Here is a 21,086-nt window from a genome sequence, read left to right as displayed (position 1 = left end):
ATCGTGCAATCAGGCTGAGCCAGGCGTATATGATTTGCATCCCACCAAGATACCTCTGGTAGATAATGGCCATGCAGACACTGAATATCCGGGTGAACGGCGAGATGCACGAATTGTCGGTTGATGTTCGCACAACGCTGCTGGACGCTCTGCGGCAACACTTGCAGTTGAACGGTACCAAGAAGGGGTGTGATCACGGCCAGTGTGGTGCCTGTACGATTCTGATCAACGGCAAGCGCATCAACAGTTGTCTGACGCTGGCAGTCATGCACGACGGAGATGAGATCACGACGATCGAAGGTCTGGGTAGTTCGGACAATCTGTCCCCCATGCAGCAGGCCTTCGTCAAACACGATGGCTTTCAGTGTGGCTACTGCACGCCGGGCCAGATCTGCTCGGCAACCGCGATGCTCGATGAAATCAAGGAAGGTTGGCCAAGCTATGTTTCCGTGTCGCTGGTGGATGCGCCAGAGCTGACATCCGATGAAATCGCTGAACGTATGAGCGGCAATCTGTGTCGTTGCTCTGCCTATCCCAACATTGTCGATGCCATCATCGAGGCGGGCGACAAGTCATGAAGAGTTTCGATTATCAACGGGCAGAGTCCGTCGAACAGGCCACCTCAATCGCCGCTGGAGGCAATGCATCGTTCATTGCTGGCGGAACCAATCTGCTGGATCTGATGAAGCTTGAAGTGTTGACCCCGAATGTCGTGGTCGATATCAATCGACTCGATTTGAATTCCATCGAACCGAATGACGACGGGGGATTGCGAATCGGCGCTCTGGTACCCAACAGTACGCTGGCCGCTGACGCCCGGATACGGCAGCATTACGCAGTGCTGTCACGTGCCTTGCTATCGGGCGCATCCGCTCAGTTGCGCAACAAGGCCACGACCGGAGGCAACCTGCTGCAGAGAACGCGTTGCTACTATTTCTACGATACGGCGTCCCCCTGCAACAAGCGACATCCGGGTAGCGGTTGCAGTGCCTTGCAAGGCCAGAACCGATTGCACGCAATCATTGGTGGCAGCGAACACTGCATTGCCACTCACCCCAGTGACATGGCGGTGGCCATGCAGGCGTTGCGCGCCACGGTTGAAATTGAACAAACCGATGGCAGTCGTCGACAGGTACCGTTGCAGGATTTCTATTGTCTGCCCGGTGCGACACCACAGCGTGAAAACCAGCTGGAAAGTGGTGAATTGATCACCGCTGTACATTTGCCGGCGCCCATCGAGAACAGCTATCAGTGGTATCGCAAGGTGCGTGATCGTGCCTCTTATGCCTTTGCACTGACATCCGTCGCTGCGGTGACTCAACTGCAGTCGGGTATGTTTTCACACGTAGGCTTGAGTTTCGGGGGCATTGCTCCCAGACCCTGGCGAGATCCGGAGGTGGAAGCATTGCTGCTCGGCCAGGCCCCTTCAAGGCAGTTGTTCGAGAAAGCTGCAGACTGCCTGCTTGCCGATGCCAGTGGACATGGTGGCAATGACTTCAAGATTCCGTTGTTGAAACGCACATTGATTGCTGTGCTCAGTGAAGCGGCAAGCGTTGGGGGTGATGCATGAGCGCAAAGATGATCATGGATGAGCCTGATACCCGTCGGAGGCTGGATGACATGGCCCAGGGGCTGATTGGCAAGCCACTGGACCGTACCGAAGGACCATTGAAGGTCAGCGGCAGCGCCACATATGCGCATGAGTGGGCAATTGATAACCAGGCATACGGGGTGCTGGTTCGTGCGCCCTTCGCCAAAGGCAGAATTCTCTCCATTGGCAAGGAAGCGCTACTGTCGATGGAGGGTGTGCTTGCGGTGATTGATGACGAGCGGCTGCTACGCAATCCTGCTCAGGGCACGGCCAATGAAGCACCGGTTCAAGGTGTCAAGGATGTAGTGTATCTGGGTCAGCCCATCGCACTGGTTGTTGCCGAGACATTCGAAGGGGCTCGTCATGCGGCTCAGTCATTGACCATGGACTACGAGGCAGACGAGTCAGCCGCAGTGGATCCGGAAGCATCCGATGCTCAGGTGGAGAAACCGGATGAGAAGCAATTCAGTCAGGGCGATGTGGATCAGGCAATGCAGGAGGCTGCCTTCACGGTCGATCAGGTTTACCGTACTCCGGGCCACAACAGTGCGGCGATGGAACCGCACTGTGCCATCGCTCATTGGGAAGAGGACAAGCTGACCCTGTACGGCAGCTACCAGATGCTCAAGTACAATCGCAACGAACTGGCCGATTCGCTGGGCATAGATGCAGAGCAGGTAAGGATCATCTCCAGATACGTGGGCGGTGGCTTTGGCTCCAAACTGGGTATTGCTCCGGAAGCCGTTGCTGCAGCCATCGCGGCAAAGGAACTGCAACGCGCGGTGTGTGTCACCTTGTCCCGGCAACAGGTGTTTGAAGCGGTCATGCGACGTTCCGAGACGCGTCAGCATTTCCAGCTCGCTGCTGACGAGGCGGGTGTCCTGACCGGATTGAGCCATGTCAGTCTGGTGTCCAACCTGCCTGATGAAACATTCGCCGAACCGGTGGGCCAGGCTACTCATTTCATGTACGGCGGCAAGAATCGGCGAATCGGTCTGGAGATAGCGCGGCTGAACAAGACCTGCGCAGGCTCGGTACGGGCACCCGGAGAGGCAGTGGGTGTCACGGCTCTGGAAAACGCCATGGATGAACTGGCCGAGGCCGCTGGTATCGATCCGGTTGAATTGCGTCTCTTGAACATTCCGGAAAATGACCCCGAACAGGATATTGCCTTCTCTTCCAGAAAGTTTCGGCAAGCGCTCGAGCACGGTGCCAAAACCTTCGGCTGGGAGAAGCGTCAGTCGGTACCGGGTCAGGTACGGGAGGGTGAATGGTTGATCGGTATGGGTATGGCTTCAGCTGCACGGGTCAATATGCTGATGCAATCGGAAGCGAGAGTCACACTTTCATCCGATGGCTCCGTCATCGTCGAGACCGACATGACCGACATTGGTACTGGCAGCTATACCATCCTGTCGCAGATAGCCGGTGAGATGCTCGGCGTAGCGATGGATCGAGTTGAAACACGTCTGGGTGACACCGACCTGCCGAGCGCTTCAGGTTCCGGTGGATCATGGGGGGCTTCCTCATCCGGCTCTGCCGTCTTTCTGGCTTGTGAAGAACTTCGCTCACAGCTCTGCCAGAAGCTGGACTGCGATACGGGAGAACTGACGCTGAAGGACGGACGGGCGATTGTGCGTAACAGACGCTACGATCTGGTTGAGCTCCTTGACGGTGAAAGCTTGCAGGCTGTTGGCAATATCGAGCCGGGTGAGACCAGCGACGATGTACGCCAGGCAACGTTTGGTGCCCATTTTGCCGAAGTCGCGGTCAACGCCGTTACCGGTGAAACTCGTGTGCAGCGCATGCTGGGTGTGTTCAGTGCGGGTCGCATACTGAATGAAAAGACCGCTCGCTCTCAATGTTATGGCGGCATGATATTCGGTATCGGTATGGCACTGACAGAAGAGTTGCTGCATGACCCTCGTGACGGTCATATCGTCAATCGTGACCTGGGGGAGTACCACGTACCGGTCAATCTGGATGTGCCGCAGCTGGATGTGATTCTGCTTGATGAGCGCGACGATCATGCCAGCCCCATACAGGCCAAGGGCATTGGCGAGCTCGGTATCTGCGGTGCCGCCGCGGCCATCGTCAACGCAATTTATAATGCAAGCGGTGCACGAGTCAGAGAGTATCCGGCAACGCTTGACAAGATACTGCCCTATCTGGACTGAGCCGGCCTGTTTGGGGGTGTCGTATTTCTACACTATCCATCACGCATGTGACTGGCGTAGAGTTCCTTTAGCCATTCGACGAACACGTGTACGCGAGCTGATGTGTATCGCCGTTCCGGATACACTGCCGACATGGGCATCGGAGCCGGGGGGCGGTCACTCAGCACCTCCACCAGCTCCCCGCTTTCCAGCAGATCGCTGACGTCGTAGGCCGGTACCTGAATCAGTCCCAGTCCTGCTCGACAGCAGGCGATGTAGGTATCGGCGTCATCGACAGCGATGCTGGCACGCACGCTCACCGACTTGTCGTTGCCGTGGTCGCGGTACCACAGCTGAGGTGCCGTCGTCTGACTGATGGTGCCCGTGTACTGGACGATTCGATGATGGCTGAGATTGTCGATCGTTTGTGGAATGCCATGATCGGAGAGATAGCTCTGGCTGGCGAATGTGCCTACCCGTAGTGGACCGATGGAATGCGCGACGAGGGATGAGTCGGTGAGTTTTCCGACGCGAATCGCGCAGTCGATACCCTCCTTCACAAGGTCAGCGGTCCGATCACTGACCCCCATCTCCAGGGCGAGTTGAGGATGGCTTGCCAGAAAGTCGGGTAGCGCCGGGCAGATTATCCGTCTTGCGATTCGGCCGGGCACCTCGACACGCAGTCGTCCGCTCGCACCATCCGCAGCGCTGCGCATGCGCAATTCGGTCTGTTCTATGTCAGCGAGCAGGTGTCGACACCAGTCATGGTAGACGGTGCCATCTGTCGTGAGCGACACCTTGCGGGTCGTACGATTGATGAGTCGAGTATTCAGGTGTGCTTCCAGCTCGCGGATGGCGGCAGAGACTGTCGAGCGAGGCAGGTTCAGCACGTCAGAGGCGCGAGTGAAGCTCAGCGTCTCGGCCACTCTCACGAAGACCTCGATAGTCAGCAGGCGATCCATTGCACGTTCCGATTGTTCGTTGATATGGGATAGTTTATACACGCTGAAGAGATGCATTCGATTTGGCTTTGGACTTAATCTGTGGTGTCTGGTCAGGGAAGAAGCTCCTGCCGATAACGGAGAATCCCTTGAACGCCCATACAAGTACACTGGTCGAGAAGCTGGCACCTGTGTCAGCCCTGCGCCGTCGCGAATCCGGTTCCGCCGTTCGCGTCACGAGCACTGAGCTGTTCTTCGACCTGGTCTACGTGTTTTCGATCATTCAGCTGTCGCACTTTCTGCTGGAGCATCAAAGTGCGGTGGGTGCCTTGCAAGCGGTAATCCTGTTCGCTGCGGTCTGGTGGGCCTGGAATTACACCGCATGGGCTGCGAACTGGCTTGATCCAGACCATCAGGGTGGGCGTGTCCTGATGATCTTTCTGATGGCGTGTGCCTTGATCATGGCCATCGCCATGCCCTATGCCTTCACCGAGCGGGCAGGTCTTTTCGTGGGTGCCTACGTGACCATGTCGCTGGTGCGTGCAGGCTGGATGGCTCTTCTGTTGCGCAACCAGCGCATGGGGAGGAACTACGCTCAGCTGGGGGCCTGGAGTACGCTGTCGGCCGTCTTGTGGATCTGCGGGGCCGTTGCGGAACCCTTGCGCCTGGAATTGTGGCTGTTGGCCGTTGTGGTCGATTATGCTGCTCCTTATGTCGGATTCTGGCTGCCAGGCTTTGGTGCTACCAGCATGGAAAGCTGGACGCTGGAGGGCTTGCACTTGCTCGAACGCAATCAGCTCGTATTCATCATTGCACTGGGTGAGTCGATTCTTCTGCTTGGCGGTACTCTTGTGGGCAGTACGCTTGATGCAGGGGTGGTTCTCGCCGCAGCCATCGGGTTCCTGATCATCGTGGCGCTGTGGTGGATCTATTTCGTCGGTACGTTTCACGAAGGTGAGCACGCGTTTGAAACCAGGGCCGAGCAGACGAAGCTTGCTCGCTCCGGGCTGGCTTACGCTCATGGCATCATGGTCTGCGGCGCGATTGTCGTGGCCGTGTCGATCGAGGAGATCATTGCGCACCCGGTGGAAGCCGCGCATCTGCCCACAATACTGGTCGCCGTTGCCGGACCGCTGATCTTTCTGGCAGGAAACGCACTGTTCCGACGAAGCATCGCACGCCCTCTGCCGGGGGCATTACCGCTGACAGGTCTCGTGATTGTCGCAATCGGCCTTCTAATTCAAGTGACGCATGCACCTGCGCTACTGCTGGGACTGGGCGTGTTGTTCCCGATGCTCACGCTCGCGTACCGACTCGGTCGCCATGCTCATGCTGTTGAAGCATGAGTTACCAGAGAAAGACCTGCCTGGATTCCGGTGTCTTGAAGACCGGAGGTCTGCTCCTTGCAGTCATTCTGCACAATCTGATATACCCCCTCTCTACAGGCAAGGGTATCGGGCCGGTCGTCTTCTATTGCGTTTACGCATCGATGTTCGTCGTGGCCACCTGGTTGCTCACCGATTCGACAGGCCTTCGCATCTCGGCAACGGGTAGTGGTCTGGCTGTATTGTTGTCCGGACTCGTGAATGCCTTCGCGCCCACGGCCGCGACGGGGATGGCCGTCTATGTGACCTCCATGGTCTATCACGGAGTGATCATCATTGTGCTTGCGCGCTATACCTTCATGGCGCACGACGTCTTCACCGATGTGATCCTTGCGGCGACGTCGTTATACCTGATCATTGGATCATCTTTCGCGGCGATTTTCGCCTGTATTGAAGCACTGGCCCCCGGTTCATTTGTTTCCGCTTCGGGAATGGTGCTGGACTGGCAGCAGCTCCTGTACTTCAGCTACGTGACGCTCACAAGTCTCGGCTACGGCGACATTCTCCCCGCGGGTTTTTACGCGCAGGCGTTTGCTGCGTTTGAGGCGATTGTGGGCGTTCTCTACACGGTCATCTTGCTGTCTCGCCTGGTCGGCATGCACACCGCTGCGAGAGCTTGATAACGAACAACGGAGGAATTTCACGATGCATACGGTCATGGTATTGTCAGGTGGTTTTGTGCTGCTCGCGATTTTCTGCGGCATCGGTTGGTTTCGGGCTCGTGAAGCCGGCCTCGGTCGGGCGGTACAGCTGTTCATTCCCGTCTGGTTTGTCGCAGCGCTTGTCAATATGGCGGTCGGGGTTTTGGGTGCGGGCTATACCGTGATGGAAGAGCTGCCGATTCTCCTGGTGATTTTCGCCATTCCCGCTGAGGTGGCATGGCTTCTGGGGCGGCGATTCGAGCGGACACGCCCTGGCGGTTAGTCAGCCCGGCTTTCGTGTCCATCATCTTCTCGTGCAAGCCAGGGCCAAGTGCTTCACCGTGCGCAAAACAGAAGCAGGGAGTCCATGGCTAGACTTTCGTAAGCTTGTTGCCTTCACGCCAGGGGAGTATCTATTGAAGCTCCAGACGGGCGTGCGTCGTTTTTCGCCTCGATGGATCCTTCATGGATTGGCAACCTGCGTCCTGCGCTACTTCCGTACGTGAATCATGTTGGCTCGACGCGATTCGTCCGATCAGAGTTCAGTAGAACCACTGTTCAAACAGGAGTGGAAAATGGCGAAGAAGATCAGCAAGGATTTACAAGGCTGGCCGGGTGGGGCAGTCAGAATATCAATGGCAGCATCGGTTGCCAACGATCTGGATACGTTCAAGAAAGGGGTGGCTGCGTTCGCGGAAAGGCTCGGTTGTCCTGAGTGCTTCTCGGGTTTCGACTGCACATTCGAGAGTGAGCGAGATTTCATCATCGACAAGAAGTTGGCGGTGAAGCCCACGGCGGTCCGCGCCGGACAAGCGGTCTCTCGTGGTGTCAGAGAGCGCAGGGTCACAGTGCCCATTGCACCCAGTGTGGAGTACGACCTGAAACAGATACTGAAGACGATCGATATTCTGGGCAAGCGTATCGGGCCACATTGGGAGCAAGGCGGACAGGCCATGTGCTGCTCGGGGTTTGATGTGACGTTCGAGCGAGAGCTGAGAATCATCACCGATGGCGGTGAATTCCCCAATTAGCCAGAGTTGGCTGGAATTGCCGGAGATGGGGGTGGGTATCACCTTCTCTTCGGCAATCGAGCCGATTCTGCGTCATCAGGCCGACCTGGTTGATGTCATCGAGGTCGAGCCTCAGACGACGTGGCTGGATACGGGCGCAGACAGCAATCGCTACCGTCAACCCGAGGAGGTGGCCCGACATATTCGTGAGCTGCCTTTCAACAAGCTGGTGCACAGTATCGGCGTGCCGGTGGGGGGAAGCAATAATCACGACCCGAATCAGACCACGCTGTTGCGTGACATCATTCAGGATCTGGGATCGCCCTGGGCAAGCGAACACCTCAACTTCAATAGTACCGAAGCGTTCCAGACCGGATTCTTTCTTCCACCTCGTCAGAGCGAGCAGGGCGTTGACGTGGTTGTCGATTCGATCCGACGGTTGCGGGATGAACTGGGGATACATCTGGCTGTCGAGACGGGTGTCAATTATCTGGCCTCTCGGCCTGATGAAATGGCGGATGGAGACTTCGTGGCGGCGGTCGCGACGCAGGCCGACTCCGGCATCTTGCTGGACTTGCACAACATTCACACCAACGCCCTGAATGGTCGTCAGCCTGTTGATGCGTTCATCGATCAGTTGCCACTGGAGCGCGTCTGGGAGGTGCATCTGGCCGGTGGATTCTGGATGGACGGCTACTGGCTGGACGCGCACTCCGGGCCGATTCCCGACGCGCTGTTCACGCAGTCAAGGGAAATCGTCGCCCGGTTGCCGAATCTCAAGGCAATCATCTTCGAGATCTATCCATCCTTTGTCGAATCCGTCGGATTGGATGAGATCTGCTGGCAATTGGAACGGCTCAGAGAATTGTGGACATTGCGTGGCTCTCGGCGTGATCCAGCTGGACAGCGTGATGCCGGAGCCCACGCTCCCGAGCCCAGGCCTGTGGAGCAACGAGATGAGGACACGGTGACGCCGGTGGCCTGGCAGACCGAGCTGGGTTCGCTTGTCATCGGAAAACCACCCGAGCAGGAACTGGGCAGGGAACTGGCCAACGATGAGGGGCTTGCATTGTTGCAGAAATTGTCTCTGGAGTTTCGTGCATCGATGATCACCAGTAATCTGCGGCGCACTACGCGACTGCTGATACTCGCACTCGGCGAGCCGGTATATCGCGCCATTCTGGCCGAATACCGCAAGAACGTCACACCCAATCTGTTCGCTGCGACGGAGGCACGAGCATTTGCCGGATTCATCCAGGGGCTGGATATCAATGTGCCGCAGCTCGCCGAAGTCATCGAGTTCGAGATTGCCATACTGGAGACACTGATTGACGGTGAAACGCGGCTGGTGCGCTTCGAGTTCGACCCCCTCCCGATGCTGCTTGCTCTGGGAGAGGGCACGCTGCCGGATGAGCCGGGTCGAGCTGGTCTGTTCGAAATCGAGATTACGCCGGACAACGCGCAATCGATATTCTGAGAGGCGGGGCTGATTGACGAGCCCGCGATATTCACAGATGCTTACCGGGTGGGAGTGCCGCTCGAGCGGTCGGGTCAGGGCGTCCTGCTGGCAAGCTCTTTGTGAAATATTTCCGATAGCGGCGTATACGGTAGGATATTTTTTCATCTCATGTCGAAAAACGAGTCGTGCAGACGTCCTTGAGTCATGAACCCTCTGACAGGACTGATCCGACATGCTGTTTTCAACGACGCCGATCTACGCTCTGGCTATCGCGCTCATCTGGCTTGTACTGTGGCTCCGGGTGAGCGCATTGCGATCGAGAATGGGGCAATCCATGGGGGATGGTGGCAATCCCGTGTTGTTGCAACGTATTCGACAACATGGGAATTGTGCCGACTGGTCAGCTTTGGTGCTGATTCTCATGATTCTGGCTGAAGGCATGAATACTTCAGCCCTCTATCTGCACATCTCCGGCGCATTGCTGGTGTTGGGGCGTGTCGCCCATCCCTTCGGGCTGCAAATCGACAACGCAGCTCACCCGTTGCGCTATGTCGGCAACGGCTCCAACATCCTTGCCACCATCAATCTCATGGTGTGCATGGCTGTCAACCTCCCCGGTCTTTGAGACTGCTTACTTGTAAGGAAGAAATCCGATGAAATACATGCTGTTGATCTATAACGACCCCGCTCGAGAGCCTGTCCATGGCACACCTGAATTCGAAAAGATGATGGCCGGTTTCTTCGCTGCCAATGATCAGATGAAGGCTGACGGTGTACTGTGCGATGGTGAAGGGCTGCAGGGCATCGAGGCGGCCACCTCGCTTCGAATCACATCGGGAAAGGTCGAGACCATGGATGGCCCCTTTGCCGAGACCCGTGAACATCTGGGGGGATACTATGTGGTGGATGTGCCGGATCTGGATGCCGCCTTGAAGTACGCCGCTCTGATTCCGTCTGCGAAGTTCGGTACCATCGAGGTGCGACCCTTGATGGATTACAACCCCGCTGGCTGATCAGCATGAACGATGCCGCCCCCGAAACCATCGCCGTGACTCATGTCATTGATGATGTGCTGCGCCGTGATCGGGGGCGTTTGCTGGCCGGTCTGATGACTCGGTTGGGTGATTTTCAGCTGGCCGAGGATGCCTTGCAGGAGGCGTGCATGTCGGCTCTGAAGCACTGGAGTCGAATGGGTGCCCCGCACGATCCTCTGGCCTGGCTGATGAAGGTCGGGCTCAACAAGGGCATCGACCACATGCGTGCCGGGCAGCGGGAAACCCGAAAATCGAACGACTTGCGAAGGGTTTCTCCCGAGTACATTGATAGTGAGCTGCCAGAGACCATCCCGGATGAGCGTCTTCGCCTGATCTTCACTTGCTGTCATCCGGCGCTGGAAGAGAAGTCGCGTGTGGCATTGACCCTGCGTACCGTGTGCAATCTGACGACTCGTGAGATTGCCGCCGCCTTTCTCGATACCGAACAGACCATGGGGCAGCGCCTGTCCCGGGCCAAGGCAAAGATCAGGCTCAAGGGAATCGCTTACAGGGTTCCCGAACCGGATCAATGGCAGAGCCGACTCGAAACGGTACTCTCGACCGTGTACCTGATCTTCACCACCGGCTATGTGACCGAAGATGACAGCGCTCGGGATCTGTGCCGGGAAGGGATTTTTCTGGCGCGCCTGTTGAATCATCTCAAACCGGGTGAACCGGAAATGGAAGGAGTTCTGGCGCTGATGCTGTTGACAGAGGCCCGGCGGTCTGCGCGTATCGATGCGGACGGGGTCATGGTACCGGTGGAATCGCAGGATCCGGCACATTGGCAGGACGAGTTCATCGCGGAGGCGCAGGCGGTTCTGGAAGGTGCTATCCGGAAGCGGGCTCCCGGTCCCTTTCAGATCAAGGCTGCCATTGCCGATTGTCACATGATGCGTCCGGGGCCGGACTGGCCGCAGATGTCTCTGCTGTATCAGTCTCTCTGGGCCTTCGAGCCGACACCGGTTGTGGCTCTGAACTGGTCGGTGGTCATGGCCGAGACCGGTCGCGCCGAGCTGGCATTGGAAAAGCTGGGCGAACTGCAATCCGAGCTCGAAGAATATCAACCCTGGCACGCTGCCCGTGCTCATGTGCTGGAGAAGGTCGGGCGAATCGGCGAGGCGTGTGCGGCCTATGATCAGGCGATTCGCATCGCACCGAATGCCGCAGCGCGCAGACTGCTGGAAAGAAAGCGTCAGGTGATCCTGTCCTGAGGCTCCGAAAACACCCGCGAGCAGGGACATTTGGGCGATGGAAACGCGACGGTGGCAATCAGTCTCATCGGCCCACTGTTCATACGTTCGTACAGTGGGTCTCGATGAACGGCAGGCTACTTCATGGAGTTGAAACCGATCATGTTGCCTTCGGTATCCTGACACAGCAGTATCCAGCCAAAATCGCCGATCGAGAATTTCGGCCTGACCACGACACCGCCGGCATCGGCAACTCGCTCCTGCTGTACGGCACAGTCTTCAACCATGAAATACACGATGGTGCCGCCGATACCGGGGCTTGCGTGAGGTGACTTGGTCAAGGCGCCTCCGGCTCCATAGACGCTCATGTCTGCGGGAAAGCTCATCATCTGCGACTCGCCGGTGGGGTCACCCATGGGTTCCAGGCTGGATCCGAGCAGGGTTTCGTAAAAGGCCACGGCTCGGTCCATATCATCAACGAAGATATCGAACCATCCGACTGCGTTCATCTTGCTCATCGTGTTTTCCTTTGTGGTGTTGGTCGTGTCAAAAAGGGGAGTTGTTCAGGCGGCTGTGCCTTGTGTCTGTTCGTCTGTGTCTACAATACTCTCCAGATGCCAGATCTTGGAGACGATCTGCCAGCCATCCTGGCCGTGCACGAAACCCAGATGATCCACGAAAACGTTCTGATGGGCCCGAATGCGGATCTTCACGGTTGCGCTGATCGGGGACAGAAAGTCGATCAGCAGTACTTCGGCCTGGCGCGTCTGGCCCTTGCTGGCAGGCGACACACGACCTGCAACATCGCGGCGGAAGCTGTCTATCGGCTCGACAAAAACGGTGCCGTTATCCGCGTCGAAGAGGCTGGATTGCGGATGGAACACGGCATTCAGTTTGTCGACATCGCAGTGATGAATGGCGTCGAAGTAGGTATCGATTGCGGCCAACAGTTCTGTATGGATAGTCATTGTCTTTTCTGCGTGTCAATGTGTTGAACACAGTTTGCGACCAACAGAGAGTTTGTAGTACTGTCATAATTGACATTACACAGTCGGATACTGCCAATATGGGCAAATTTGCCAATTTCCCCGAAAAACATCCGCTGGTGTGTGCCATTGCCTATGACGGTTTGTGCACTTTCGAGTTCGGCATCGCCGTGGAGCTGTTTGCGTTGCCACGACCCGAGTTCGAGAACTGGTATCGCTTCGCGACGGTCAAGGCAGAGCCCGGGCCCATACGTGCCGTCGGGGGCATTACCGTCGACGCGCAGGATGATCTGGGTCTGCTGACCGAGGCCAGCCTCATCATCGTGCCGGGGTGGCGCGGTGCAGATACCCCAGTGCCGGAAGAGCTGTGCGCGGCTCTGTACGCCGCCCACGAACGCGGTGCACGGGTCGCCTCCATCTGCTCCGGTGTTTTCGTACTGGCGGCAGCGGGACTCCTGAACGGAAAGCGTGCGACAACCCACTGGCGTTATACGGACAAGCTGGCGGCGCAGTATCCTGAGGTCAGTGTGGACCCCGATGTGCTGTTTGTCGAAAGTGAGCGCGTGTTGACGTCTGCCGGTTCGGCGGCAGGGCTGGATCTGGGACTGCACATCATTCGGCAGGATTTCGGGGCGCAGGTTGCCGCGTCCGTGGCGAGGCGGCTGGTGCTGCCTGCTCAAAGAGATGGCGGCCAGCGCCAATTCGTGCCCCGCCCGAAACCCCGCGCGCGTGTTGGTTCTGGACTGTCTGCATTGCAGGATCGTATTCGGGCGTCGATAGACGAGGATTGGCCGATCGAGCGCATGGCCGACGCAGCCGCTACCAGCAGTCGAACGCTGGCACGACGGTTTCACGAGGAGGCAGGCACGACCCCGTTGAACTGGCTGAAGGTCGAGCGTATCTCACGGGCTGCGGAATTGCTGGAAAACAGCACCATTCCGTTGTCGGATGTCTGGGAGGTCTGCGGGTTTGGTTCTGCAGAAACCTTTCGCCGGGAATTTCGAAAATCGATGGGTATTCCACCCATGCGATACCGCGAGCGCCTGGGTGCGCCGTCATGAGATCAGGCAATAACTGCACGTTTGCACTCGACAGCCGCCCCTGGCGTTCGAACATGCCTCTCCTGCAAAATCATCAGGCGGAGCCGAAGCAGAACCTGTACACCATTGCGAATGCAGTGGTGTTGATGTCCATGAGGATTGAAGAAGAATGAAATACGCCGGATCGTGTTTGTGTGGTGATGTGAGCTTTGAAATGGAAGGAGAATTCCGAAATTTCCTGCTCTGTCATTGTCGGCACTGTCGAAAGGATACCGGTTCCGCGCATGCGGCCAATATTTTTGCAGCCGGAGCAACACTGACCTGGTTATCGGGTGAGGACAGGGTCAACAGCTACCAGATACCGGACACTCGACATGTGAGGAATTTCTGTTCCCGGTGCGGGTCCGCGCTACCGAATATTCAGGCTGACGGCGCGTTGGTCGTGGTGCCCGCCGGCAGCCTCGATAGTGATGTCCCGATAGAACCGCAAGGGCATATCTTCATGTCCAGTAGAGCGAACTGGGATAATCAACTGGAGACGATTCGCCAGTTTGAAAAGTATCCTGAGTAGACGGAAGCGCGGCTCTCGGAAGAAGTCGTGGGAATGAAATCCAGGAGGAGAAGCGGTTGTCAATCAATTATGTCCTCATCGATTACGAGAATGTTCAGCCATCGAATCTGGAACTTCTTGCTGATCGAACTTTCAGGGTACTGGTTTTCTGTGGATTGAATCAGCACAAGATTTCCTTCGAGCTTGCCGCCGGCATGCAGAAGCTGGGAGACAGAGCTGAATACATCAGGACCTCAGGTAACGGGAAGAATGCACTGGATTTTCATATCGCCTTTCATCTGGGGCGCTTGTCACTGCAGGATCCCGGTGCATGTCTGCATATTGTCTCGAGAGACAAGGGGTTCGAGCCTCTGGTGGCTCACATGAAGTCCTATGGGGTTAGCCTTTCCCGTGTCGACGATGTGGCGGATATTCCCGTGTTGCGCAAGACGGGCACGCCGACTGACGATGACAGGATTGCCGCTATCCTGGAGAACCTGGTTGGCAGAGGACAGTCGCGTCCGCGAAAAGTGGACACTCTCAAGAACACCATCAACACGCTGTTCGGAAAGAAGCTCGGTGACCAGGAACTCCTGGCCATCGTGGAAACATTGAAGGCACGGAAAGTCATCGTCATCAATGGCGATAAAGTTGCCTACAAGCTGCCATCACGGATCTGAGACACAGAACGAGGCTGAGCAAACGGTATTGCTCGAGCCAGTGGAATCACAGAATGCGGTGCATCTTCTGCATCTGCAGAACCCCTACGGTTGCACCTCAACTCGTCTTACCTGATCCATTGCCTCAAGCTCGCTGATCAACCTGCTCAGTTCGGCGACACCAACCGGCTCTTTGAGAACGACTGAAAAAATACCGTCGTTCATTACTTCAATATCAATTGCATGTCCGGACTTTTCCGCTTCCTGCTGAATGATGAGTTGGGCTTGCTGCTGATTCATGGACGTCGTCATCTCGACTGACAAGCGCATGGTCGTGTCATTCAGCCCGGGAGAGCTGAGAACCGAATAGTCATCGTTTGATGAGTTGAAATACAACTGAAACCCCAGTACGGCCACCAGAAAACCCGCCACTGCCGTGGCGCCCCATTGTGTTGCGGGCAGTCGCATTGAAAAGCCAAGATATTTCTCGAGCCTTTGCAGCAACGAAGAGGCAGCAATGGCCGTGGTACCGGAGGGCTGGCTCTTTTCATCAATCCGGCTCATCACGCTGGCCAGGTTCCTGTCGAGGTCGGCATGTCGTGTGTAATTCTCCCGGGCATCATTCTGCAAGGTGTCGCGCATGGTTTCCAGAAAGCGGATTTCACGCTGACATTCATCACAGGTTTCGATGTGGCTCAACACCTCATTTCGCTTGTTGGCATCCAGCGTCCGGTTTACAAACCACGGGAGCAAGGAAACAAATTCTTCATGGTTCGGGTGCTTGCTAGTCTGATTTGACATGTCGACTAATCCTGAAGGGCGGTTCGCAATTGACGACGCGCGTGAAACGTTCTGGTCTTGACCGTATTTTCCGGACACCCGACGATACTGGAAATTTCCGATACCGAATAGCCGAGTGCGATCAACTCGATGACAGCTCGGTGATTGCTACTGAGAGTCGACAACGCTTGCTGCAACTGACCGACTTCCAGAGCGTTGTTCGTGTATGTCTCCGGGTCTCCATGTGGCGATTCTTCCACCAGTTCTTCCATCTGATAGTCAGGCTCTCGATTGCCTGTATGCCTTGCGTTCTTGTTGTAGAGTTTCAACGACCGTCTGTAGGCGATACCCAGTATCCATGACGATACTGCTGACTGCTCTCGAAATGTCGAGGCACTGCTCCACACGGCATACAGTGTATCGCATGACACTTCGTCGGCCGACTGATGATCCTGCAGCATTCTGATCGAGAATCTGTAGATTCGACCATGATACAAGTGGAACAGTCGCTCAAAGGCCTTGCGGTCTCCATTTGCCACGGCACGAACCAATTCGACTTCGCTGTCAATGGGCTGGTCCAGTGCCATGCCATTCTCACTGCCTGAGATTACTGCAAGCATATCATCTGCTCGATTCCTTCTTCTGAAACAGTAGGTACCTGTTGCAGAGGAATCGGTTCATTGCAGATTCAACGATTGCCGCTGTCGAAACCGGAAGGCGCGCTCGGCCCCGCCTCTCATCATGCTCTGGGCCTATCGTGAAGACGTGTTGTTTGCGCGAATGAAAAATGTTCATCGCGAATGAACCACATTGAGCCGGGCGGGTACCTACGGTCGAATCAGATGATTTCATCCGGTTTTCATCGATCGGATTGCTGATCTTCTGTTTGTCGAACTGTGCTGACAACGCTGCGTGGAATCGCCTGCCGATGTCGTTCAGCAGCAACACGGTTCATTTCCAACACCCTGCACTCAAGGAGATAAACACCATGTCACCCAACAAGGACACCACCCTTCGTCAATTATCGGTACTCAGCGCATTCTGCCTTACAGGAACTCTCTGTTTGTCAGCAGTTGCCGGAGTCGATAACACGATGATCGGGTCGGACCGGAATTCCATCTCCGGACTTGATGAGAATATCAACAGATTCCTTTCAGCCAATCGGGGTAGCAACGGCGGAGGGGATCAGAGCCAGCAAACCGGCGATGCGCTTGCTGGTACGGAAGAGTCCGATCTTCTGATCGGTGCGCTGGGAATCGATGTATTACTGGGCAATGGTGGCGACGATATCCTGATCGGCGGCACTGAAGATTTCAACCCCTTCAACCGTGACCGAGCGTTTGGTGGGCAAGGCGATGATGTGTTTGTCTGGGCGCCGGGTGATGGCAATGATTTCTTCGCCGGTGGGGAGGGTAGTGATGTTCTCATCCTGGGATTGATCGGGGAGCAACGAGATGATCATGGCAACGAGGTAGGTGCCCCCTTCTTCAGTGTCAATCCACCGACAGGCGATGGAAGTCAGGACTTCGATGGTATCTACATCGACCCATCGTCGGGGCTCCCCATCGTGGATGTGTCCGGTGGTCCCGGCTTCTGCGAAGTCGTGGATGGTTATGACAACGAGGCCGAACAGGCCGAGCTTGCCGCCCTGGGGATGGATCACCTGGTTCGATTCTCGTTACGTGGACCGGCTGCCGATCTGTCCAATCCTGATACCGGGCTGCGGATTTCGGTACACCTGACGGATACCGAGTTTCTCGCGTGTGGCGGGCTGCATGCCGGTGAGATTGTCGCTCTGGATCTCACCACTCGCCCTCCCACTCCCATCGATGTGTCGGAATTGCCCGAGCAGGCATTCGAACTCATCCGGTAAGCGATCAGACAACCCCTATTGGAGTAGCAATATCATGAAAACCAGAAAATCCGCAGTATCACGAACCTCGTTCATCAGCCGGTTCTGCATTTGCTCAGTGATGACCCTGTTGCTGGCAGGCTGCAGCGATTCGGGTGACGAGCATGCCGACAACGATGCACCGACACAGGAACCGCCGGGACAGGATGTGGAACGTGTGGTTCTGCAAGGTACTGACCTCAACAATATCGGCAGCCCATTATTGTCACTCAATCCCGATGGCCCCGGCGGATCGCCCAACCAGAGTCTGCGAAGCGGTGACATCCTCCAGGCAGATTCGACGGATAGTGTGCTGATAGGTGCACTCGGGGTCGATGTCCTGTTGGGTGGCGATGGTGATGATGTGCTGATCGGCGGCACTGAGGACTTCAATTCCAGTGTCGATGGAGACAACCTGGGTTCGGATAATCGTGATCGTGCATTCGGTGGTCAGGGTGACGACATGTTCATCTGGGCACCGGGAGATGGTAGTGATTTCTTTGATGGAGGCCCCGGCGTCGATGTCGTAGCCTTCGGGCTTCTGGGCGAGGAACGAGACAGTGACGCCGGTACAGCCGGAGCCCCCTTCTTCAACGTGAATCCACCAGGCTCCGTGGGAAGTTCGAACTTTGACGGAATCTTTCTGGATTCGAACACCCGGCTGCCAGTACTGAGTGTTTCCACATCGCCAGGATTTTGCACGGTACTCGACAGATCGACCAATCCATCGGAACTGGAAGCCCTGTCTCTGGACCACCTGGTTCGATTCAGCCTGCGTGGTATTGCCAACGATTTTGATGCCGGTGCACGTACCGATGACGATGGTCTGCGCGTATCACTGAGTCTTCGCAACGTCGAGTATGTCGTGTGTACGAAACGCGAGGTTGTTGATGGTGGTGGTGTTGAAAACGTGGATGTTCTGGATATCACCACGTACCCGCCAACCCAGGTATCGCTGTCTGATCTGCCCGGATTCATACAACAACAGATTCAGTGAGGTCTTTCGGCACTCAAGTACGGCGTTCGCGGCAGGGGCGACATGATGGCTACCCCTGCCGGCGCCCTGCATCGACACGACAGGCCTGACCTGTCAGTTGACACAGACGTTGCAGTGGTTTGAAATGATCATTCATCGTTTCACGATGGGTCCCTTGGGGGACCTTGCGCCAGATCCAGAACAGCGTATCGACAGACACCGGAGATTCTGATCAACATGCATAGCCACGTATTGATGTTGATGATGCTGTTGTGTCTGGCTGTATCGGGTTGCGTGTCCAGCCCGGTGTCACATACACCAGCCAGGGTCGTCACCGATGAGACATTCGGTCACTATCATGAGGATCTGGAATCGGATCTGATTCTGATAACCATGACACCGGAACGGTATGCATTGCTGACCGAGATGCAGTCTGTGCCGATGTCAGGTGAACTACCTCCCCGGTATGCAGAGTTTCTCGATAGATTGCAATCCGGCTATGGCTTGAAGCGGGTTGCCAACTGGCCCTTGCCTGCCATCGAGATATTCTGTGTCGTTTTCGAGATCCAGGATCCTCGGACAAGGGATACCGTAGTGGCAGCACTGGAGCTGGAGCCAGAGGTGGAAACGGCGCAAATCGTTCAGACCTTCGATGTGCAGGCGCAGGATTACAATGATCCGTATCTGTCGCTTCAACATGGGCTGCAATCGATACAGGCACTCAACTCTCACCAATGGTCACGCGGCAAAGGTGTCAAGGTTGCCGTTATTGATACCGGAATGGATAATACCCATCCCGACCTTGCCTTCAGTGGCGAGGCGACCCGCAATTTCGTTGACAGCGATGACACGCGGTTTCGTGCTGACACTCATGGTACAGCGGTCGCCGGGATCATTGCTGCACACGCTGATAACGATACGGGTATGGTCGGTGTCGCTCCTGACGCATCTTTACTGGCGGTGAAGGCCTGCTGGCATGTCGAGCAGGGTGAGAGCCAGGCGCGTTGCAATTCGCTCACACTGGCCAAGGCGCTGGATTATTCCATTCAGCAGAAAGTGGATATCATCAATCTGAGTCTGACTGGGCCTCCGGATCCTGTACTGGAGCGATTGGTTCTGGAAGCCCTGACAAGAGGTATCGTTGTCATAGGGGCAGTACCTGACCATGAAGAAGAGGCATTTCCCGTGTCGATACGAGGGACCATTGCCGTGGCCATGTCCGGTGAGAGACAACATTCGATAGTCGCTCCCGGGCGTCGGGTTCTCAGTACGCTTCCAGACAGGCAATATGATTTCTTCGACGGTAGTTCGTTCTCTACGGCGCACATTTCCGGGCTGGCTGCACTGCTGCGCAGTCTGTCGCCATCGCTATCGCCAAGCGAACTACTGGCGTTGCTCGAACTCACCGCCAACCCGGAAACAGGTGCGGTCAACGCCTGTTGCGCGGTGGATTGGGCCAGACGTGTCAGTGTTGCAGAAGGCGACGTGTATACAGATAACAATCACCGAAGCCATCGGCGGTGTACTGCCTGTCCATTACAAACCCCGCCTTGAGAAAAGCCCGCTGCGCATGGAAGTTGTCCACCGAGGTTGTCAGGGCAATCAAGGGTACCGCTCCGGTTTCCTGCAACATCGCAGCAAGTTGTCGCAGGGCGGTCGGGCCAGTACCTCGAGCACACTCGCTGGGGCGACCCAGCAGAATGTCCACATCGACCGAGTTATCCGGTATGTGCGTGAAGCCCAGTGAGTCCAGGGTGTGGCGATCTATCGACTGCCAGCGAATGTATCCTACATCGGTGACATTCCTGCAGATCATCGCCTGTGACCCAGCAGGTGGCGGACACTGTGCCCAATTCAATACAGCAGGTTTGTCCCCGAACCAGGGTCTGACATGTGCCTGGCTCAACCACTGGTCCAGTAGTGAAAGGTCAGCTCTTTCGACGTCACGCAGCTCAACTTCCATCGGATTTTCGGGCAATCACGATCAATGCAGGCATGTCGAATCGGATGCTTCCGTCGGGCGCGACGAAGGGCTGTAATTCTTCCTCGCATGCAGCAAGCAATCGGCTGAACTGTTCATCGTCGAGCAGGCCTCCCAGAGTCCACACGCAGGCTCTTTCCGTCGAGACCATCGCGGCAATCGAAGCAAATCGAACCTGGCCATCGTGCCGCTCAATACTGGCATCGGCAATACCGGACTCTTCACAGAGAGACCTCAGTCTGTCGCTGTCGCCCAGGCTGAAGGGCGCTCTGAAGGTGTTTCCGACCAGGATTCCGAACAATCTGTCCAGCAGTGCAGCGAATGCGTTGTACCCCGCCGAGTTCTCGATGGCATCGCACACGGCAACTGCCAGGGTGCCACCGGGACGCAGTACCCTCATCATCTCGCGAAGTGCTGCAGGCTTGTCGTCGAAGAACATGAAGCCGAATTGGCTGACTACCGCATCGAAACGGTTGTCGGGCATCGGTAGGTTCTCTGCCACTCCTTCCAGCCACTCGACTGGCATTGCCTTGCTTCTTGCAACATCAAGCATGTCCGGATTGGCGTCGAGTCCGACCACATGCCCTGAAGCGCCGGCTGTGTTGACTGCGGCACGTGTCAGTGCGCCCGTGCCGCAGGCAACATCGAGTACGCGATCCCCGTTTCTGATTGCGGCTGATTCCGCCACGATCGGCCCCCATTGCTCGAACAGAGCAGGCACGAATTGAGTGTCATACACTGAGGCAGGAGACTTTTCTGCGTGTTCCAAGATGTTCATGGCATCCCGCTCCGGACTGGCTGAAAGTAGGAAGT

At 56.4% G+C, this 21,086-nt stretch carries 25 protein-coding genes; 17 read left to right on the top strand and 8 right to left on the bottom strand.

The features are described from left to right. Positions 1-71: 71 nt before the first annotated feature. From ACUNV4_RS24560 to ACUNV4_RS24550, 3 genes are read left to right on the top strand one after another with little or no spacing between them, the layout of a single operon-like run. Positions 72-578, top strand: a complete 507-nt coding sequence (locus ACUNV4_RS24560) for a 2Fe-2S iron-sulfur cluster-binding protein (RefSeq protein WP_430881285.1) — start codon at positions 72-74, stop codon at positions 576-578. Then, entirely contained in the window at positions 575-1,570 is a 996-nt protein-coding gene (locus tag ACUNV4_RS24555) for an FAD binding domain-containing protein (RefSeq protein ID WP_430881284.1), read from the top strand. The genes ACUNV4_RS24560 and ACUNV4_RS24555 overlap by 4 nt, the downstream gene beginning before the upstream one ends. Continuing rightward, positions 1,567-3,768, top strand: coding sequence for a xanthine dehydrogenase family protein molybdopterin-binding subunit (locus ACUNV4_RS24550; protein WP_430881283.1), 2,202 nt, complete (start codon positions 1,567-1,569; stop codon positions 3,766-3,768). The genes ACUNV4_RS24555 and ACUNV4_RS24550 overlap by 4 nt, the downstream gene beginning before the upstream one ends. Before the next feature lie 32 nt (positions 3,769-3,800). Here the strand turns inward: ACUNV4_RS24550 and ACUNV4_RS24545 are convergent, their stop codons facing one another. Further along, on the bottom strand, positions 3,801-4,709 hold the full coding sequence (locus ACUNV4_RS24545) for a LysR family transcriptional regulator (RefSeq protein ID WP_430881282.1): 909 nt from the start codon (positions 4,707-4,709) through the stop codon (positions 3,801-3,803). A gap of 128 nt (positions 4,710-4,837) precedes the next feature. On the opposite strand from ACUNV4_RS24545, the gene ACUNV4_RS24540 reads away from it, so the two are divergent. The 8 genes from ACUNV4_RS24540 to ACUNV4_RS24505 all read left to right on the top strand — a co-directional run bounded on the left by ACUNV4_RS24540 (position 4,838) and on the right by ACUNV4_RS24505 (position 11,431). Next, positions 4,838-6,034 (top strand): low temperature requirement protein A, encoded by a 1,197-nt coding sequence (locus ACUNV4_RS24540; RefSeq protein WP_430881281.1) that lies wholly within the window; start codon positions 4,838-4,840, stop codon positions 6,032-6,034. Further along, entirely contained in the window at positions 6,031-6,693 is a 663-nt protein-coding gene (locus ACUNV4_RS24535) for an ion channel (RefSeq protein ID WP_430881280.1), read from the top strand. The genes ACUNV4_RS24540 and ACUNV4_RS24535 overlap by 4 nt, the downstream gene beginning before the upstream one ends. A gap of 25 nt (positions 6,694-6,718) precedes the next feature. Further along, on the top strand, positions 6,719-6,997 hold the full coding sequence (locus ACUNV4_RS24530) for a hypothetical protein (protein ID WP_430881279.1): 279 nt from the start codon (positions 6,719-6,721) through the stop codon (positions 6,995-6,997). Positions 6,998-7,289: 292 nt separating this feature from the next. Continuing rightward, a complete protein-coding gene (locus ACUNV4_RS24525) occupies positions 7,290-7,745 on the top strand; it encodes a hypothetical protein (RefSeq protein ID WP_430881278.1) in 456 nt (151 codons plus the stop codon). Next, positions 7,729-9,201: a DUF692 domain-containing protein gene (locus ACUNV4_RS24520; protein WP_430881277.1), complete on the top strand. Its 1,473-nt coding sequence runs from the start codon at positions 7,729-7,731 to the stop codon at positions 9,199-9,201. The genes ACUNV4_RS24525 and ACUNV4_RS24520 overlap by 17 nt, the downstream gene beginning before the upstream one ends. Before the next feature lie 214 nt (positions 9,202-9,415). Then, positions 9,416-9,808 carry an MAPEG family protein gene (locus ACUNV4_RS24515; protein ID WP_430881276.1) on the top strand — a complete coding sequence of 131 codons (393 nt, stop codon included), beginning with the start codon at positions 9,416-9,418 and terminating at the stop codon, positions 9,806-9,808. Positions 9,809-9,836: 28 nt separating this feature from the next. Beyond that, positions 9,837-10,196: a YciI family protein gene (locus ACUNV4_RS24510; RefSeq protein ID WP_430881275.1), complete on the top strand. Its 360-nt coding sequence runs from the start codon at positions 9,837-9,839 to the stop codon at positions 10,194-10,196. A gap of 5 nt (positions 10,197-10,201) precedes the next feature. Continuing rightward, on the top strand, positions 10,202-11,431 hold the full coding sequence (locus ACUNV4_RS24505) for an RNA polymerase sigma factor (protein ID WP_430881274.1): 1,230 nt from the start codon (positions 10,202-10,204) through the stop codon (positions 11,429-11,431). A 116-nt stretch (positions 11,432-11,547) separates the two neighbouring features. On the opposite strand, the gene ACUNV4_RS24500 is transcribed toward ACUNV4_RS24505, so the two are convergent. Both ACUNV4_RS24500 and ACUNV4_RS24495 read right to left on the bottom strand, forming a co-directional pair. Beyond that, the gene (locus ACUNV4_RS24500) at positions 11,548-11,928 is read right to left on the bottom strand and encodes a VOC family protein (protein WP_430881273.1); all 381 of its coding nucleotides are present in this window, start codon (positions 11,926-11,928) and stop codon (positions 11,548-11,550) included. Between the two features lie 45 nt (positions 11,929-11,973). Continuing rightward, positions 11,974-12,378, bottom strand: coding sequence for a nuclear transport factor 2 family protein (locus tag ACUNV4_RS24495; RefSeq protein ID WP_430881272.1), 405 nt, complete (start codon positions 12,376-12,378; stop codon positions 11,974-11,976). 98 nt (positions 12,379-12,476) lie between these two features. Between ACUNV4_RS24495 and ftrA the strand changes: the two genes are divergently transcribed. The 3 genes from ftrA to ACUNV4_RS24480 all read left to right on the top strand — a co-directional run bounded on the left by ftrA (position 12,477) and on the right by ACUNV4_RS24480 (position 14,666). Continuing rightward, positions 12,477-13,457, top strand: coding sequence for a transcriptional regulator FtrA (gene ftrA / locus ACUNV4_RS24490; RefSeq protein WP_430881271.1), 981 nt, complete (start codon positions 12,477-12,479; stop codon positions 13,455-13,457). Between the two features lie 148 nt (positions 13,458-13,605). Next, the gene (locus ACUNV4_RS24485) at positions 13,606-14,007 is read left to right on the top strand and encodes a GFA family protein (RefSeq protein ID WP_430881270.1); all 402 of its coding nucleotides are present in this window, start codon (positions 13,606-13,608) and stop codon (positions 14,005-14,007) included. Between the two features lie 56 nt (positions 14,008-14,063). Continuing rightward, positions 14,064-14,666 (top strand): PIN domain-containing protein, encoded by a 603-nt coding sequence (locus ACUNV4_RS24480; protein WP_430881269.1) that lies wholly within the window; start codon positions 14,064-14,066, stop codon positions 14,664-14,666. Between the two features lie 84 nt (positions 14,667-14,750). On the opposite strand, the gene ACUNV4_RS24475 is transcribed toward ACUNV4_RS24480, so the two are convergent. From ACUNV4_RS24475 to ACUNV4_RS24465, 3 genes are read right to left on the bottom strand one after another with little or no spacing between them, the layout of a single operon-like run. Beyond that, positions 14,751-15,524 carry an anti-sigma factor family protein gene (locus tag ACUNV4_RS24475; RefSeq protein ID WP_430881268.1) on the bottom strand — a complete coding sequence of 258 codons (774 nt, stop codon included), beginning with the start codon at positions 15,522-15,524 and terminating at the stop codon, positions 14,751-14,753. Then, on the bottom strand, positions 15,452-16,045 hold the full coding sequence (locus tag ACUNV4_RS24470; RefSeq protein ID WP_430881267.1) for an RNA polymerase sigma factor: 594 nt from the start codon (positions 16,043-16,045) through the stop codon (positions 15,452-15,454). The genes ACUNV4_RS24475 and ACUNV4_RS24470 overlap by 73 nt, the downstream gene beginning before the upstream one ends. A gap of 1 nt (position 16,046) precedes the next feature. Continuing rightward, on the bottom strand, positions 16,047-16,373 hold the full coding sequence (locus ACUNV4_RS24465) for a hypothetical protein (RefSeq protein ID WP_430881266.1): 327 nt from the start codon (positions 16,371-16,373) through the stop codon (positions 16,047-16,049). Positions 16,374-16,413: 40 nt separating this feature from the next. On the opposite strand from ACUNV4_RS24465, the gene ACUNV4_RS24460 reads away from it, so the two are divergent. The 3 genes from ACUNV4_RS24460 to ACUNV4_RS24450 all read left to right on the top strand — a co-directional run bounded on the left by ACUNV4_RS24460 (position 16,414) and on the right by ACUNV4_RS24450 (position 19,846). Beyond that, a complete protein-coding gene (locus tag ACUNV4_RS24460) occupies positions 16,414-17,298 on the top strand; it encodes a hypothetical protein (protein WP_430881265.1) in 885 nt (294 codons plus the stop codon). Between the two features lie 34 nt (positions 17,299-17,332). After that, complete coding sequence (locus ACUNV4_RS24455; protein ID WP_430881264.1) at positions 17,333-18,313, top strand: hypothetical protein; 981 nt, start codon at positions 17,333-17,335, stop codon at positions 18,311-18,313. Positions 18,314-18,529: 216 nt separating this feature from the next. Continuing rightward, the gene (locus tag ACUNV4_RS24450; protein WP_430881263.1) at positions 18,530-19,846 is read left to right on the top strand and encodes a S8 family serine peptidase; all 1,317 of its coding nucleotides are present in this window, start codon (positions 18,530-18,532) and stop codon (positions 19,844-19,846) included. Here the strand turns inward: ACUNV4_RS24450 and ACUNV4_RS24445 are convergent. After that, on the bottom strand, positions 19,758-20,255 hold the full coding sequence (locus ACUNV4_RS24445; protein WP_430881262.1) for a GNAT family N-acetyltransferase: 498 nt from the start codon (positions 20,253-20,255) through the stop codon (positions 19,758-19,760). The genes ACUNV4_RS24450 and ACUNV4_RS24445 overlap by 89 nt on opposite strands. After that, positions 20,245-21,051, bottom strand: coding sequence for a class I SAM-dependent methyltransferase (locus ACUNV4_RS24440; protein ID WP_430881261.1), 807 nt, complete (start codon positions 21,049-21,051; stop codon positions 20,245-20,247). Before ACUNV4_RS24440 ends, ACUNV4_RS24445 begins: the two co-directional genes overlap by 11 nt. Positions 21,052-21,086: the final 35 nt, after the last annotated feature.

The sequence above is a fragment of the Granulosicoccus sp. 3-233 genome (assembly GCF_052681095.1).
The sequence above is the reverse complement of the archived record's forward strand: the minus strand, read 5'-3'. Positions and strand labels throughout refer to the sequence as shown.